General features: G+C 65.7%; 14 protein-coding genes. 9 read left to right on the top strand and 5 right to left on the bottom strand.

Annotation, left to right across the window (positions count from 1 at the left end):
• Window positions 1-19 precede the first annotated feature (19 nt).
• A complete protein-coding gene (gene mutY, locus ACT2B0_RS03880; protein ID WP_473461685.1) occupies window positions 20-1,135 on the top strand; it encodes an A/G-specific adenine glycosylase in 1,116 nt (371 codons plus the stop codon).
• Window positions 1,132-1,743, top strand: coding sequence for an HAD family hydrolase (locus ACT2B0_RS03875; RefSeq protein WP_473461684.1), 612 nt, complete (start codon window positions 1,132-1,134; stop codon window positions 1,741-1,743). Before mutY ends, ACT2B0_RS03875 begins: the two co-directional genes overlap by 4 nt.
• 22 nt (window positions 1,744-1,765) lie before the next feature.
• Here ACT2B0_RS03875 and ACT2B0_RS03870 read toward each other — a convergent pair whose 3' ends face one another.
• Window positions 1,766-2,893 (bottom strand): site-specific DNA-methyltransferase, encoded by a 1,128-nt coding sequence (locus ACT2B0_RS03870; RefSeq protein ID WP_473461682.1) that lies wholly within the window; start codon window positions 2,891-2,893, stop codon window positions 1,766-1,768.
• Window positions 2,894-3,042: 149 nt separating this feature from the next.
• Between ACT2B0_RS03870 and ACT2B0_RS03865 the strand changes: the two genes are divergently transcribed.
• Complete coding sequence (locus ACT2B0_RS03865; RefSeq protein WP_473461679.1) at window positions 3,043-3,729, top strand: HAD family hydrolase; 687 nt, start codon at window positions 3,043-3,045, stop codon at window positions 3,727-3,729.
• Between the two features lie 98 nt (window positions 3,730-3,827).
• On the opposite strand, the gene ACT2B0_RS03860 is transcribed toward ACT2B0_RS03865, so the two are convergent.
• Window positions 3,828-4,409 (bottom strand): hypothetical protein, encoded by a 582-nt coding sequence (locus ACT2B0_RS03860; RefSeq protein ID WP_473461677.1) that lies wholly within the window; start codon window positions 4,407-4,409, stop codon window positions 3,828-3,830.
• A 139-nt stretch (window positions 4,410-4,548) separates the two neighbouring features.
• Between ACT2B0_RS03860 and thrC the strand changes: the two genes are divergently transcribed.
• Genes thrC through ACT2B0_RS03840 form a run of 4 tightly spaced genes read left to right on the top strand, consistent with a single transcriptional unit; the run spans window position 4,549 to window position 10,774 of the window.
• Window positions 4,549-5,946: a threonine synthase gene (gene thrC, locus ACT2B0_RS03855; protein WP_473461675.1), complete on the top strand. Its 1,398-nt coding sequence runs from the start codon at window positions 4,549-4,551 to the stop codon at window positions 5,944-5,946.
• 24 nt (window positions 5,947-5,970) lie between these two features.
• The gene (locus tag ACT2B0_RS03850; protein WP_473461672.1) at window positions 5,971-7,263 is read left to right on the top strand and encodes a M16 family metallopeptidase; all 1,293 of its coding nucleotides are present in this window, start codon (window positions 5,971-5,973) and stop codon (window positions 7,261-7,263) included.
• Between the two features lie 6 nt (window positions 7,264-7,269).
• Complete coding sequence (locus tag ACT2B0_RS03845; protein WP_473461670.1) at window positions 7,270-7,881, top strand: GNAT family N-acetyltransferase; 612 nt, start codon at window positions 7,270-7,272, stop codon at window positions 7,879-7,881.
• Between the two features lie 28 nt (window positions 7,882-7,909).
• Entirely contained in the window at window positions 7,910-10,774 is a 2,865-nt protein-coding gene (locus tag ACT2B0_RS03840; protein WP_473465768.1) for an EAL domain-containing protein, read from the top strand.
• Here ACT2B0_RS03840 and ACT2B0_RS03835 read toward each other — a convergent pair.
• Complete coding sequence (locus ACT2B0_RS03835; RefSeq protein WP_473461668.1) at window positions 10,765-11,400, bottom strand: YqgE/AlgH family protein; 636 nt, start codon at window positions 11,398-11,400, stop codon at window positions 10,765-10,767. The genes ACT2B0_RS03840 and ACT2B0_RS03835 overlap by 10 nt on opposite strands.
• A gap of 153 nt (window positions 11,401-11,553) precedes the next feature.
• Between ACT2B0_RS03835 and ACT2B0_RS03830 the strand changes: the two genes are divergently transcribed.
• Entirely contained in the window at window positions 11,554-12,378 is an 825-nt protein-coding gene (locus ACT2B0_RS03830; protein ID WP_473461665.1) for a protein-disulfide reductase DsbD domain-containing protein, read from the top strand.
• A gap of 84 nt (window positions 12,379-12,462) precedes the next feature.
• Window positions 12,463-12,948 carry a peroxiredoxin gene (locus tag ACT2B0_RS03825; protein WP_473461663.1) on the top strand — a complete coding sequence of 162 codons (486 nt, stop codon included), beginning with the start codon at window positions 12,463-12,465 and terminating at the stop codon, window positions 12,946-12,948.
• Between the two features lie 34 nt (window positions 12,949-12,982).
• On the opposite strand, the gene rnhA is transcribed toward ACT2B0_RS03825, so the two are convergent.
• Complete coding sequence (gene rnhA, locus ACT2B0_RS03820) at window positions 12,983-13,447, bottom strand: ribonuclease HI (RefSeq protein WP_473461661.1); 465 nt, start codon at window positions 13,445-13,447, stop codon at window positions 12,983-12,985.
• Window positions 13,444-14,412 (bottom strand): homoserine kinase, encoded by a 969-nt coding sequence (locus ACT2B0_RS03815; RefSeq protein ID WP_473461658.1) that lies wholly within the window; start codon window positions 14,410-14,412, stop codon window positions 13,444-13,446. The genes rnhA and ACT2B0_RS03815 overlap by 4 nt, the downstream gene beginning before the upstream one ends.

Genomic DNA, 14,412 nt, shown 5'->3' with positions numbered 1-14,412 from the left:
ATAGCCGAGCCGCCCGCCGATGACAGCCCCCGCCAAGCCCGAACCGAACAGGACGGACTTCGCCGCGCGGCTCGTCGCCTGGTACGACCGTCACCATCGCCGGCTGCCCTGGCGGGTCGCTCCCGGTGAGCGCGCACGCGGTTTGCGGGCCCTGCCCTACCGGGTCTGGCTGTCGGAGATCATGCTGCAACAGACCACGGTCGCGGCGGTCAAACCCTATTACGAACGGTTCTTGCGCGACTGGCCCGACGTCGAGAGCCTGGCGGCAGCCGAGCGCGAGGCGGTAATGAAGGCCTGGGCGGGGCTTGGCTACTATTCGCGGGCGCGCAACCTCAAAAAATGCGCCGAGGAGGTGGTGGCGCGCCATGACGGCGTCTTTCCCGCCGACGTTGCCGCGCTCCGCGCCCTGCCCGGCATCGGCGCCTATACTTCCGCAGCGGTCGCGGCGATCGCCTTCGACATCCCGGTCGCCGTCGTCGACGGCAATGTCGAGCGGGTCGTCGCCCGCCACGCGGCGATCGAGGCGCCGGTCGCCACGGTCAAGAAGGACATCGCCGCGATCGTAGAACGCTGGCTGCCCGACGACCGGCCGGGCGACTTCGCCCAGGCGATGATGGATCTCGGCGCCACGATCTGCACGCCGCGCGCGCCGGCCTGCGCGCTATGCCCCGTCAGCGCGGACTGCGCCGCCTTTGCCGCCGGCGAAGCCGAGCGCTATCCGGTCAAGCTGCCGAAGCCGGATAAACCGGCGCGCACCGGCGCCGCCTTCGTCGCCGAGCGCGCCGACGGGGCGGTGCTTCTGCGCAAGCGCGGCGAAACCGGCCTGCTGGCCGGCATGAGCGAGGTGCCGACAAGCGCCTGGACGGCGCGGACGAACGGCGCGGACGGCATCGAGGCCGCGCCGTTTGCCGCCGGCTGGCGCGCGGCGGGCGAGATCCGCCACGTCTTTACCCATTTCGAACTGCGGCTTTCGGTCTACCACGCCCGTTTCGACAAAGAAGCCCCGGCCGGCCATTGGTGGTCGCCGCGGCATCTCGTCCACGACGAAGCGCTGCCGACTGTCATGAAAAAGGCAATCGAGACTGCGATACCGGGCGCGACCAAAAAACCGACCGTCACCGGAGCCAGCCTATGAGCGACATCCGCCACATCGTGTTCGATATCGGCAAGGTGCTGATCCACTACGATCCCGAAATCCCCTATGCGCGCCTGATCCCCGACGCGCAGCAACGGCAGCGCTTCTTCGACACGGTGTGCACGCCGGCCTGGAACGTCGAGCAGGATCGCGGGCGTAGCTGGGAAGAGGCCGAGGCGCTGTTGATCGAGGACCATCCGAACGAGGAAGACAATATCCGTGCCTTTCGCCGCCACTGGCACGAGATGGTGCCGCACGCCTATGACGAAACCGTCACGCTGATGCTGGAACTGATCGAGCGCGGCCACGACGTCACCATGCTGACCAATTTCGCCGCCGACACCTTTGTCGAGGCGCGCCGAAGGTTTCCGTTTCTCGATCGTCCGCGCGGCGTCACGGTGTCGGGCGAGGTCGGCATGATCAAGCCCGACCGCCGCATCTACGAGCTTCACGCGGAAACGTTCGGCCTCGACCCCGCCGGCGCGATCTTCATCGACGACAGCGAACCAAACGTCGAGGGCGCACGCGAGGCCGGATGGCGGGCGATCCACTTCACCGCGCCGGCCATGCTGGAAGACGCGCTGGCAAGCCACGGCATCGTCGTCTAGGCGCCGGAGGCGCGGCCGGCGGTCAGGCCGCGGCGACGGCCATGCGCTGGCGCATGTCCTGGCGCAAAGCGTCGAGCGGCGTCGGCGCGCCCTTTCTATCGAAATGCCAGAAGGTCCAGCCGTTGCAGGCGTCGAGCCCCTGAACGCGCGCGCCCATCTTGTGGATGGAACCGGCCTCGTTGCCGACGGCGACGGTGCCGTCGGCGCGCACCCGCGCGGTCCAACGGCGCTTGGCGTCGCTGAGTTCCAGGCCGGGCGCGACCAGCCCCGCCTCGATCAGGCTGACGAAGGCGATGCGCGGCTCGGCGCGCTTGCCCGTCAGGATGGCGAGTTCGGGCTTGTCGAGCGGTTCGACCGCGTCGATGCGCGCCGTGGCGGCGTCGATATAGGCCTGCTCGCGCTCGATGCCGACAAAATGCCGGCCGAGCCTCTTGGCGACCGCGCCGGTGGTGCCGGAGCCGAAGAATGGATCGAGCACCACGTCGCCGGGCCGGGTCGAGGCCATCAGCACCCGCGCCAACAGGGCTTCGGGCTTTTGTGTCGGGTGCGCCTTGGCGCCATCGGCGCCCTTCAGCCGCTCGGCGCCGGTGCAGATCGGAAACAGCCAGTCGGTGCGCATCTGCACATCGTCGTTCGACGCCTTGAGCGCCTCGTAATTGAAGGTGTAGCCCTTCGCCTTCTGGTCGCGCGAGGCCCAGATCATGGTTTCATGCGCGTTCTGAAAACGCCGGCCACGGAAATTCGGCATCGGATTGGTCTTGCGCCAGACAATGTCGTTGAGGATCCAGTAGCCGAGATCCTGCAACTTGGCGCCGACGCGGAAAATGTTGTGATAGGAGCCGATGACCCAGATGGTGCCGGTCGGCTTGAGCACGCGGCGCGCGGCCAGCAGCCAGGCGCGGGTGAAGGCGTCATAGGCCTGGAAGCTGTCGAACTGGTCCCACGCATCGTCGACCGCGTCGACCTTGGACTGGTCGGGCCGGTGCAGATCGCCGCCGAGCTGGAGATTGTAGGGCGGGTCGGCGAAGATCGCGTCGACCGAGTTCTGCGGCAGGCGCTCGAGCGCGGCAACGCAGTCACCCTTCAGGATCGTGTCGCACCAATCGGTTCGGGAGGCGGTCAGGTCTGCGACGGGACGCACGGCTGGCATGGCGATACTCACAACACTGGGACTGTTTACGCCTCGTTATGGTTACCGCGTTGCGTAAATTTTTAGTGTATCGCCCGGCCGATTTGCGCCGGTGCGGCGCATGCGATATCTGGGCCGGCATTCGCTTTCATCCAAACACAGGCCGATCCATGCAGCCCGAGCTGGTAATTTTCGATTGCGACGGGGTTCTCGTCGATTCCGAGATCATCGCCGCGCGCGTCGAGGCACAGATGATCACCGAGGCCGGCTTTCCCATCACCGCCGCCGAACTGGCCGAACGCTATGCCGGCCTCACCTTCCGCGACATCCTGCTGCGCATCGAGGAGGAGGCGAGCATTCCCCTGCAGGCCAGCCTGATGGAGCGCGCGCAAAAGGCCGTCGACCGCGCGCTCGCGCGCCAGCTGGAGGCGGTCGAGGGAGCGCTGGAAGCGGTGTTGAAGACCACCGCGCCACGCTGCATCTGCTCCAATTCCTCGCCGCAGCGCCTGGAGATGATGCTGACCAAAACCGGACTGAGGCCGGCTTTCGGCGATACGGTTTTCTCGGTCGAACAGACGCCCGAACGGCGCCCCAAGCCGGCTCCGGACGTGTTCCGCTTCGCGGCCGAACGCATGCGCGCCGACCCGGCCAACGCATTCGTCGTGGAGGATTCAGCACATGGGATCGCCGGCGCGAAGGCGGCCGGCATGCGGGTGATCGGCTTCACCGGCGGGCGCCACAGCTATCCCGGCCATGCCGACGTGCTGACGGAGGCCGGCGCCGAGACCGTGATCGGCCGCTGGGCCGATTTCCAGCCGACCCTGGCCGCCTTGTCGCAATGGTCGGAGGCGCGGTAGGCCCCGCACCATGGCGCACCGGACCGCGACGCCGGGTCGCCGCGGCGGTCATCCGTCAACCGTTCGTTTGCTGAAGCCCGCGCCCGCCCGAGCGCATCTCAGCGCGTTTTTGGCGGCCCTTCGTCGTAACCGACGAAGACCTGCAGGTTCTGGGCGCTCGGTGTGGGGAAGGTCACGTTGGGATCGTTGAAGACGAACTGGGTCGCAGGCTGATTCGCGGTCAGCGCGACATCGTATTTGTGCAGCTCGGAATAAAGCACCTGGTCGCCCTGCACCACCGCCACGCGAATGGGCATCGACACCTGGCCGTCCTTGGCGACCGGTCCGGGGACGACCCTGCCGGCGGCGGCGACGTTCATGGTCAGCGTGCCCGCCCCGTAGCTGCAGCTGCGGGTGACATCGGTGATCGCGGCCTGGTAGACCACCTTGTCGGGGTCGTTCTCGCCACCCTTCTGGTAGGTGTTGTAATAGGCCGTCCCGGCGCGCAGGGTCACCCGCGGGCAGTAGGCCCTCAACTCGTCGGCCGAGATCTTTTCGTTCCCGTCGGTGGCGGCATTGTTGCCGACGCCTCCGAGGCCGAGATTCAATCCGCTGCCGGACTGGCAGCCCGCGAGGGCGAGCAGCAACCCGAGGGCGGCCGCGCGCTTTACAAAACCCGGCTTGTTGACCAACAACACCATGAACCGCTCTTTCCTGTGACAACGGCGCCGTTCTATATCAACGCCACGCCGAAAATGCGACCGATGGATTGTGGTTTTTCGACGATGTGGCGGCGCCGATCGCCCGCCGCTGCCTGAAGATAGGAACGGACAGGTAAAAATGCGCTATGTCTCAACCCGGGGAACGGCCCCGGTCCTCGGCTTTTCCGACGTGCTCATGACCGGGCTCGCGCGCGACGGCGGGCTCTACCTGCCCGAAACCTGGCCGCAATTCTCGCCGGCCGACATCCGCGCCATGCGCGGGCGGCCCTATGACGAGGTCGCAAGCCGGGTCATGGCGCCGTTCATTGCCGGCGAAATCGCCCAGGACACGGTCTCGGCGATCGCACGCGAGGCCTATGCCACGTTCCATCACCCCGCCGTATGTCCGCTGGTGCAGACCCGGCCGGGCGAATTCGTGCTGGAGCTTTTCCACGGGCCGACGCTGGCCTTCAAGGACGTCGCCATGCAGATGCTGGCGCGGCTGATGGATCACGTTCTGGCCGAACGCGACGAGCGCGCCACGATCGTCGGCGCAACCTCGGGCGACACGGGCGGCGCGGCGATCGAGGCCTTCGCCGGCCGCGACCGGACCGACATCTTCATCCTGTTTCCGCACAACAAGGTCTCGCCGGTGCAACAGCGCCAGATGACCACCTCGCAGGCGGCCAATGTCCACGCCCTGGCGATCGAAGGCAATTTCGACGACTGCCAGGCGATCGTCAAAGCGATGTTCAATCATCACGGTTTTCGCGAAAAAACCCGACTTTCGGGGGTGAATTCGATCAATTGGGGCCGGATCATGGCCCAGATCGTGTATTATTTCACGTCCGCCGTCGCGCTCGGCGCGCCGGAGCGGGCGGTGTCGTTTACCGTGCCGACCGGCAATTTCGGCGACATTTTTGCCGGCTATGCCGCCAAGAAGATGGGCCTGCCGATCGAAAGACTGGCGATCGCCACCAACGACAACGACATCCTCGCGCGCGCGCTCGCGTCGGGACGCTACGAGACCCAGGGCGTGGTGGCGACCACCTCGCCGTCGATGGACATCCAGGTCTCGTCCAACTTCGAACGCGCGCTTTTCGAAGCCTGCGGGCGCGACGCGCCGGCGACGGTCGCGGCGATGGAGGGGCTCAGGCAGTCGGGCGCCTTCACCATCGCGCCGGCGGCGCTTAGGACGTTGCGAGCCGATTTTACGGCGGGACGTTCGACGATGGCCGAAACCGCCGGCACCATGCGCACGGTGCTCGACCAGAGCGGCTATCTGCTCGATCCGCACACGGCCACGGCAATGCGGGTGGCGCGCCAGATCGACGACGGGCACAGCCCGATGATCGTGCTCGCCACCGCCCACCCGGCGAAATTCCCCGATGCGGTCAAGGAGGCGACGGGGCTGCGGCCGACCTTGCCATCGCGCCTTGCGGGCCTTATGGATCAAGAAGAAAAATACCAAATCCTGGCGCCGGAAAACGAGGCCGTCGAGGATTATGTCGGCAGACACACACGCGCTGTCGGCTGAGGGAGTACAAGGAGTAGGCCATTTATGGCAGTTGAGGTAAGCCGTCTGTCGAACGGTTTGACGGTCGTGACCGAAACCCATCCCCATATCGACAGCGTCGCGCTCGGCGTGTGGGTCCGATCCGGATCGCGTGACGAGCTCGAGAACGAACACGGCATCGCCCATCTGCTGGAACATATGGCGTTCAAGGGCACCGGGTCGCGTTCGGCATGGGACATCGCCTCCCAGATCGAGGATGTGGGCGGCGAGATCAACGCGGCCACGAGCGTGGAGACGACATCGTTTTTCGCCCGCGTGCTGCGCGACGACCTGCCGCTGGCGATCGATCTCCTGGCCGACATCCTGACCGATTCCCGGTTCGATCCCGACGAGCTACGCCGCGAGCAGCATGTCATCCTGCAAGAGATCGGCGCGGCTCACGACACGCCCGACGACGTGGTTTTCGACCATTTCTCCGAAACCGCCTTTCGCCACCAGACCCTCGGACGCACCATCCTCGGCACGCCCGAAACGGTGCAGTCGTTCACGCCCAGGCAGATCCACGATTTCATGGCCCGCCAATATGGCGCCGACCGCATGGTGGTGGTGGCCACCGGCGCGGTGCGTCACGACGAGTTCGCCCGCGAGGTCGAAAAGCGGCTCGGCCTGCTGCAGAAGAAGGCGCCGGCCGGCAAGCCGCAGACGGCGCATTATGTCGGCGGCGACTTTCGCGAGCACCGCGACCTGATGGACGCCCAGATCGTGCTCGGCTTCGAGGGCCGCGCCTATCATGTGCGCGACTTTTATGCCTCCCAACTGCTTTCCATGATCCTGGGCGGCGGCATGTCGTCGCGCCTGTTCCAGGAGGTGCGCGAGCGCCGCGGGCTTTGCTATTCGGTCTATGCCTTCCATTGGGGCTTTTCGGATACCGGCGTGTTCGGCATCCACGCCGCCACCGGCAAGGAAGACATTGCCACGCTGGTTCCGGTTCTGCTCGGCGAATTGAGCAAGGCCGGCGAACGCATCAAGCAGGAAGAGCTCGACCGGGCGCGGGCGCAATACCGGGCCGGGCTGAAGATGTCGAGCGAAAGCGCGGCGAGCCGCGCCTCGCAGATCGCGCGCCAGATGCTGCTTTTCGGCCGACCGGTGTCCATGGACGAGTTGATGGAACGGCTTTCGCTGATTACCGTGGAGCGGTTGGCCGACCTGTCGGCGCGGCTTTTCTCCACCCGCCCGACCGTGGCCGCGGTCGGCCCGGTCGGCTCGCTGGCCGCCTTCGAGGACATTGTCGGCCTGCTGCCCGACCGGCAATCGGCCATGCGTGTCGTCGCCGGCTAGCCGGCAATGGCTGGCCTGCCGTTCTTCAGCCGGGCCTACCCGTCCGCCAGAGGGGACAGGATCACGCTCCAATTTCCCACCGGGCAGGAATATTCCGAATGGGCCGAGCTGCGCAGCACCAGCCGCCAGTTCCTGGAACGGTGGGAACCGAAATGGGCCAGCGACGAACTCGGCCGGCCGGCCTGGCGCGCACGGATCAGACGCTATCGTGAGGAGTACGGGCGCGGCACCGGCACGACCTTTCTGATCTTCCTCAACGATACCGGCAGGATGGCCGGCGGCATCTCGATCGGCAATATCAGGCGCGGCGTGGCCCAGTCGGCGCAGATCGGCTACTGGATGGGTGAGCGCCACGCCGGTCGCGGCATCATGGCGGAGGCGCTGAACCTGGCCAGCGGCTACGGGTTCGAAACGCTCGGCCTGCACAGGATCGAGGCGGCTTGCATTCCCGGCAATACGCGGTCCATGCGTGTACTTGAAAAAGCCGGATTCACGCGGGAAGGACTGTTGCGGTCCTATCTGAAGATCAACGGAACGTGGCAGGACCACTATCTTTACGCCCTGATCGTGGACGACTATCGGGCACAGCAAATACGGGGCAAGACCGGTGGCACCTGATTCGACCGACCGCCACATACGTTATTTCCTGCTCGCGCTCGTCGCCGTGGTTGTGGCCGCGCTTTGGGCGCCCGTGCCGGCCGGCGCGATCGAGCCTATCAGAATATCGCGCGACGACATCGCGCTCGACCTGTCCGGCGCGCTGGAGTTTCACCGCAACAAGGGCGCCAGTTTCCAGGTGTCCACGGCGCCCGGTATCGACGGAATCGTGCGGCGCATCGAAGTCGAGGCGAAGGAGAACAATTCGTCCGGCGACTGGGCCGTGTTCGCGCTCGCCAACACGACCGACCAGCAGCTCGACCGGCTGATCGTCGCGCCGCATTTCCGGCTGGTCGGGTCCGGCCTGTTCTGGCCCGATCTCGGCGCGAGCCGGATCGGCGCGATCACGCCGAGCGAGGGCTTCGCGCTCGACCGGCAGGCAAGCCCCGACGCCGACGTCTTCCTGGTGACCCTCAATCCCGGCTCGGTGATCACCTTCATCGCCGAGCTGGCCTCGCCGGAAGTGCCGCAGGTCTATCTCTGGGATCCGGAAGCCTACAAGGACACCGTCAATTCATACACGCTGTTTCGCGGCATCGTGATCGGCATCGCGGGCCTGCTGGCGCTGTTCTTGACCATTCTCTTCGTCGTCAAGGGCACGACCATGTTTCCGGCGACGGCCGCCCTCGCCTGGGCGGCCCTGGCCTATATCTGCGTGGATTTCGGGTTCCTGAGCAAGGTCATCGAGATATCGCCGGGCAGCGAGCAGTTGTGGCGTTCGGTAACCGAGATCGCGCTGGCGGGAAGCTCGATCGTGTTCCTGTTCGCCTATCTCAACCTCAATCGCTGGCACGGCCATTTCAGCTATGTCGCGCTTGCCTGGATTTCCGCTCTCGGCCTGATTGCCGGCATCGCGGTGTTCTTCGATCCGGCCGTGGCCGCCGGCGTCGCGCGGCTCTCGTTCGCCGCGACCGCGGTCATCGGCCTGCTTCTGGTCGTCTATCTGGGTCTGCGCGGCTACGACCGGGCGATCATGCTGGTGCCGAGCTGGCTGATGGTGCTGGTGTGGATGGCCGGCTCGTGGCTGGCCATCACCGGACTGCTCGACAACGACATCGTCCAGCCGGCGCTGGGCGGCGGCCTGATCCTGATCGTACTCCTGATCGGCTTCACCGTGATGCAGCACGCGTTTTCCGGCGGCGCGCTGCAACAGGGTCTGTTCAGCGACATGGAACGCCAGGCGCTGGCCATCACCGGCTCCGGCGACACGGTGGTGGACTGGGACGTGCTGCGCGACCGCGTCGTGACCCGGCCCGACATCAGCGATCAGCTCGGCCTGAGCGGCGGCAGCCTGCACGGCCCGGCCCGCAACTGGCTGCCGGTGCTGCACCCCGACGACCGCGATCATTTCCGCACCACGCTCGACATGGTGCTGGAACACCGGCGCGGCCGCATCGGCCAGAGCTTTCGGCTGCGCGCCGCCGACGGCCATTATCACTGGTTCTTGATGCGGGCCCGCCCCGTGGTCGGCTCGGACGGCGAGGTCATTCGCTGCGTCGGCACGCTGATCGATGTCACCGAGCAGAAAAAGGCCGAGGAGCGGCTGTTGCACGACGCCGTGCACGACAATCTGACCGGCCTGCCCAATCGCGAACTGTTCCTCAACCGGCTCGACGCGGTGGTCAGCATCGCGCGGGCGGAGGAAAAGGTCCGACCGACCGTCTTCGTCATCGATGTCGACCGGTTCAAGCACGTCAATGACGGGCTCGGCATGTCGGCCGGCGACACCATGCTTCTGACGCTGGCGCGCCGGCTGCACCGGCTGATCAAGCCGCAGGACTCGCTGTCGCGCTTTACCGGCGATCAGTTCGCACTGATGCTGCTTTCGGAACAGGACCCGGCGCGGATCGCGGCCTTCGCCGACGCGTTGCGCCAGGCGATCCGGGCACCGATCAGCTTCGCCAAGCGCGAGATCGTGCTGACGGGGTCGATCGGCCTGATTTCGTGGACGTCGCCTTCCGCGACAGCCGAGGACATGGTCAAGGACGCCGAACTCGCCATGCAGCAGGCCAAGCGCTTCGGCGGCGACCGGATCGAGCCCTTCCGCCCGGCCTTCCGCTCCTATGGCGCCGACCGCCTGCAGATCGAGTCGGATCTGCGCCGCGCGCTCGATCGGGGCGAGCTCAGCCTCGTCTACCAGCCGATCGTGCGTCTGGAAGACAATTCGGTCGCCGGTTTCGAGGCGCTGATGCGCTGGGACCATCCGCGCCGGGGCATGATCCTGCCGGGCGAATTCATCCCGGTCGCGGAAAACTGCAATCTGATCGTCCAGCTCGGCCTGTTCGCCATGCAGCGCGCCGCCGACGATCTCGCCTCCTGGCAAAAGCAGATCGGCAACTCGCCGCTGTCGGTGTCGGTCAACCTGTCGAGCCGCCAGCTCATCCGTCAGGATCTCGTCACCGACGTGCGCTCGGTGCTGGCCAGAGCCAATCTCAAACCGATCTATTTCCGTCTGGAACTGACCGAATCGCTGATCATGGACAATCCCGAGCAGTGCGCTCACGTGCTCGAAAAGCTGCGCAAGCTCGGGATCGGCCTGTCACTGGACGATTTCGGAACCGGCCATTCCTCGCTGTCCTACCTGACCCGCCTGCCCTTCGACACCATCAAGATCGACAAGAGCTTCGTCGACGACACCAGCCCGAAAAAGGCGGTGCTGTTGAGCTCCATGGTCGACATGGCGCACGATCTGGGCCTGTCGGTCGTTGCCGAGGGTGTGTCCACCGAGGCCGACGCGCTACAGCTCAGGCAAATGGGGTGCGAATTCGTTCAAAGCTTCCTGTTCGGTGCGCCCCTGCCCGCGGACGCAGCGCTGAAGCTTCTCAAGGAGCAGTTCCCGCTCACTCAGGCGTGACCGGAGAAATTGCTCAGATGGGCCACGTCGATGCCAAGCAGAGCCAGCACCCGGTCATATTTGCGATCGATGTCGCCGTCGAACAAAAGCTCGATGTCGACCGGGCAGGTCAACCAGCCATTGTCGACGATCTCCTGCTCGAGCTGGCCGGCGCCCCATCCCGCATAACCGAGCGCCATGATGGCGTGGCGCGGGCCTTCGCCCTCGGAGATGGCGCGCAAAATGTCGACCGTGGCGGTCAGGCAGATCTCGTCGGAAACCGGCAACGAGGACTCGACCACGTAATCGTCGGAGTGGAGCACGAAGCCGCGGCTGCGGTCGACCGGCCCGCCATTGTGCACCAAAAGGTCGCGCGCGGAGGGGGCGAGCCGGATCGCCTGCTTTTCATCGACGATGCCGAGTTGAACGAGCAGGTCGGCGAAACGCAGCGACTGGGACTGGTTGACGATCAGCCCCATCGCGCCCTCCTCGCTGTGGGCGCAGACATAGATAACGGCGCGCGCGAAACGGTCATCCGCCATGCCGGGCATGGCGATGAGGAAATGATCGTCGAGAAAACCGCCTGCCCCGCCGCCGGCATTGCCGGGAGGCGGGTTCGATTTTCCCTTCTGGCGCAACAAATCCATGCTGGAAGCCTATCGCGTTTCGGCATTTCTTGAAAGACGAATTCAAAATCGCCTGGATGGTCCCTCTTCACGCAGAAATGACGGCAAATGATGGCATGGCGGATTGAAGTTCACGCGAATTGACGACACTGCTGGCACGGAAGGAGGCGCTGCTTGAAACACATCATGTCCTTTGCGCTCGCGTTGGTGCTTGCCGCGCCGGCCGCCGGGCGCGCGCAGGCCGCATCCAGCGAAAGCTTTCACACCGACGGCGCCACGATCCGCCTGATCACGACAGGGCTTGCCGACCACGACGGCGTTTTGCGCGGCGCGCTCGAAGTCGATCTCGTGCCGGGCTGGAAAACCTACTGGCGCGACCCCGGCGCGTCGGGCGTGCCGCCGCAGATCACCCTTGACGGCAGTCTCAACGTGGAGGACGCGCGCCTCGGCTATCCCGCGCCGCAATGGCACGAGGACAGTTACGGCGCCTGGGCCGGCTACGACGCGCCGGTCCGGTTTCCGGTGATTTTTACCATCGGCGCGCCCGACCGCTATGCGCTGATCAAGGCCTCCGTCTTTCTGGGCGTGTGCCAGGATGTGTGCATTCCGGTCCAGGCGCGCTTCGACGTCGAACCGGGGAGCGCGCCCGACGCACCGGCCGACAAGGCCGCCGTCGAGGCGGCTTTCGCCGCCCTGCCGGCGCCTGCCGGTGACGATTTCGGCGTCACAGCGGTCCGCCTGGAGGCCGACCAGCTGATCGTCGAGGCAGCCATGCCGGCCGAAAGTGGCGAGGCCGCTTTGTTCGTCGCCGGCGCGCAGGGTTACTTGTTCGGCGCTCCGCGGACCGACAGGACCGAGGCCGGCAACGGTCCGGCCGACCGAACCATCTTTCACGTACCGATCCTCCAGCGCCCTGGAACGGATACCCCACCGCCCACGGTCGCCTACACGCTGGTGACGGACGCCGGCGCGGTCGCGGGCGAAATCAGCCTTCCCTGATCAGAACCGGGCTGGACGTCGACGCTGTTCGCGTTATGTGGACATCTCAACCTCACCTCACAGAGATTTATCGGAGAGACTTTCATGACGATATCGGTCGGGGACACGCTGCCTGACGCCACGCTCAAGGCGATCGGCGCCGATGGCGCGCAAAGCAAGAGTGTGGCGGAGCTGTTCGAGGGCAAGACCGTGGTGCTGTTCGGCGTGCCCGGCGCGTTCACACCGACCTGCTCCAACAATCACCTGCCCGGCTATCTTGAGAACCACGACGCCATTCTCGCCCGCGGCGCCGATACGATCGCCGTCATCTCCGTCAACGATCATCATGTGATGACGGCTTGGGCGCGGTTTTCCGGCGGCGAAGGCAAGCTGGTCTATCTCGCCGACGGGAACGGCGATTTCACGCGCGCGCTCGGCCTCGACGTCGACCTGACCATCGCCGGGCTGGGCATCCGTTCCAGGCGTTATTCGATGATCGTGGAGGATCGCAAAGTGCGCACGCTCAACATCGAAACCAGCCCGGCGGACGCCGTGGAATCGGGCGCGGCGAGAATTCTGGAACAAATCTGAAGCCGGCGACCGTCGGCCGGGGCGCGCGCCTGGTTCAGTCGCGCGCCGGCGCGGCGCGGCGCGGCCGCTTGAACGCGGCCAGGGCGAGGCGGGCAAGATCGTCGGCGCGTTCGTTTTCGGCGTGGCCGGCATGGCCTTTCACCCAGCGCCATTCGACCGTATGGCGGCGGCGCGCCTCGTCCAGCGCCTGCCACAGTTCGGCATTCTTGACCGGCTTCTTGGCGGCCGTCTTCCAGCCATTGCGCTTCCAGCCGTCGATCCAGCCGGAAATGCCGTCGCGCACATAGACGCTGTCTGTGGTGACGACGACCTGGCAGGACTGCTTGAGGGCGTTGAGCGCCTCGATCGCCGCCATCAGCTCCATTCGGTTGTTGGTGGTATGGGCCTCGCCGCCCGACAGCTCCTTTTCCGTGCCGTTGAAGCGCAGAATCGCGCCCCAACCGCCCGGGCCGGGATTGCCCGAACAGGCGCCATCGGTGAAAATTTCGACCTTTTTCATGAAGCTCCAAGTCCGTATTCGGAGGTCGCGCGGATGTGGCGATGAAAGCGCAGGCGACGGATGAACTCGCCCGGATCGCGTTTTTGCACCAGCGCGCCGTCGGGGATCGTGAGCCAATCGTAAAGGCGCGTGAGCATGAAACGCAGCGCCGAGCCGCGCGCCAGCAACGGCAACGCCTCGCGTTCGGCAGGCTCCAACCGACGGACGCTCTGGTAGCCGGCCAAGAAGGCCTGACCCTTGGTCAGATTGAAGGCATTGTCGGCTTCGAAGCACCACGCATTGAGGCAGGTTGCGACGTCGTAGGCAAAGATATCGTTGCAGGCGAAATAGAAATCGATCAGGCCGGACAGCCTGTCGCCGAGGAAGAACACATTGTCGGGAAAAAGATCGGCATGGATGATGCCCGACGGCAGGTCGGACGGCCAGTCGCGCTCGAAGGCCGCGAACTCGGCGTCGATCTCCTCCACCAGGCCGGCCTGAAACGTATCGGCGCGCGGCCGCGCCTGCAGCCAAAGCCGTTTCCAGCCGTCGACCGACAGCGCGTTCTCGCGGCCGAGCTTGAAATCGGCGCCGGCGAGATGCAGGGCGGCAAGCGCGGCGCCGACTGCATGGCAATGGGCGGGCGTCGGCCGTCGTACCCAGATTCCTTCCAGAAAGGTTATGATCGCGGCCGGCCGGCCGGCAAGCTCGCCGATCAGCCCGCCGTCCCGACGTTCGACCGGCAGCGGGCAGGAAATGCCCTTTTGCGCCAGATGCTGCATCAGGCCGAGAAAAAAAGGCAGGTCGGCGACCTCGACCCGCCGCTCGTAGAGCGTCAGGATATAGGTCCCGACCGTGGTGTGCAGGTAGAAATTGGAGTTCTCGGAGCCTTCGGCGATGCCCTTGTAGGACATCATCTCGCCAAGACGGTATTCCCGCAGGAAAGCGGCGAGTTCTATCTCGTTGATGTCTGTGTAGACGGCCAT

Source organism: Nitratireductor sp. J20-h4 (assembly GCF_056780505.1).
This window is presented reverse-complemented; position numbering and strand designations above follow the sequence as displayed.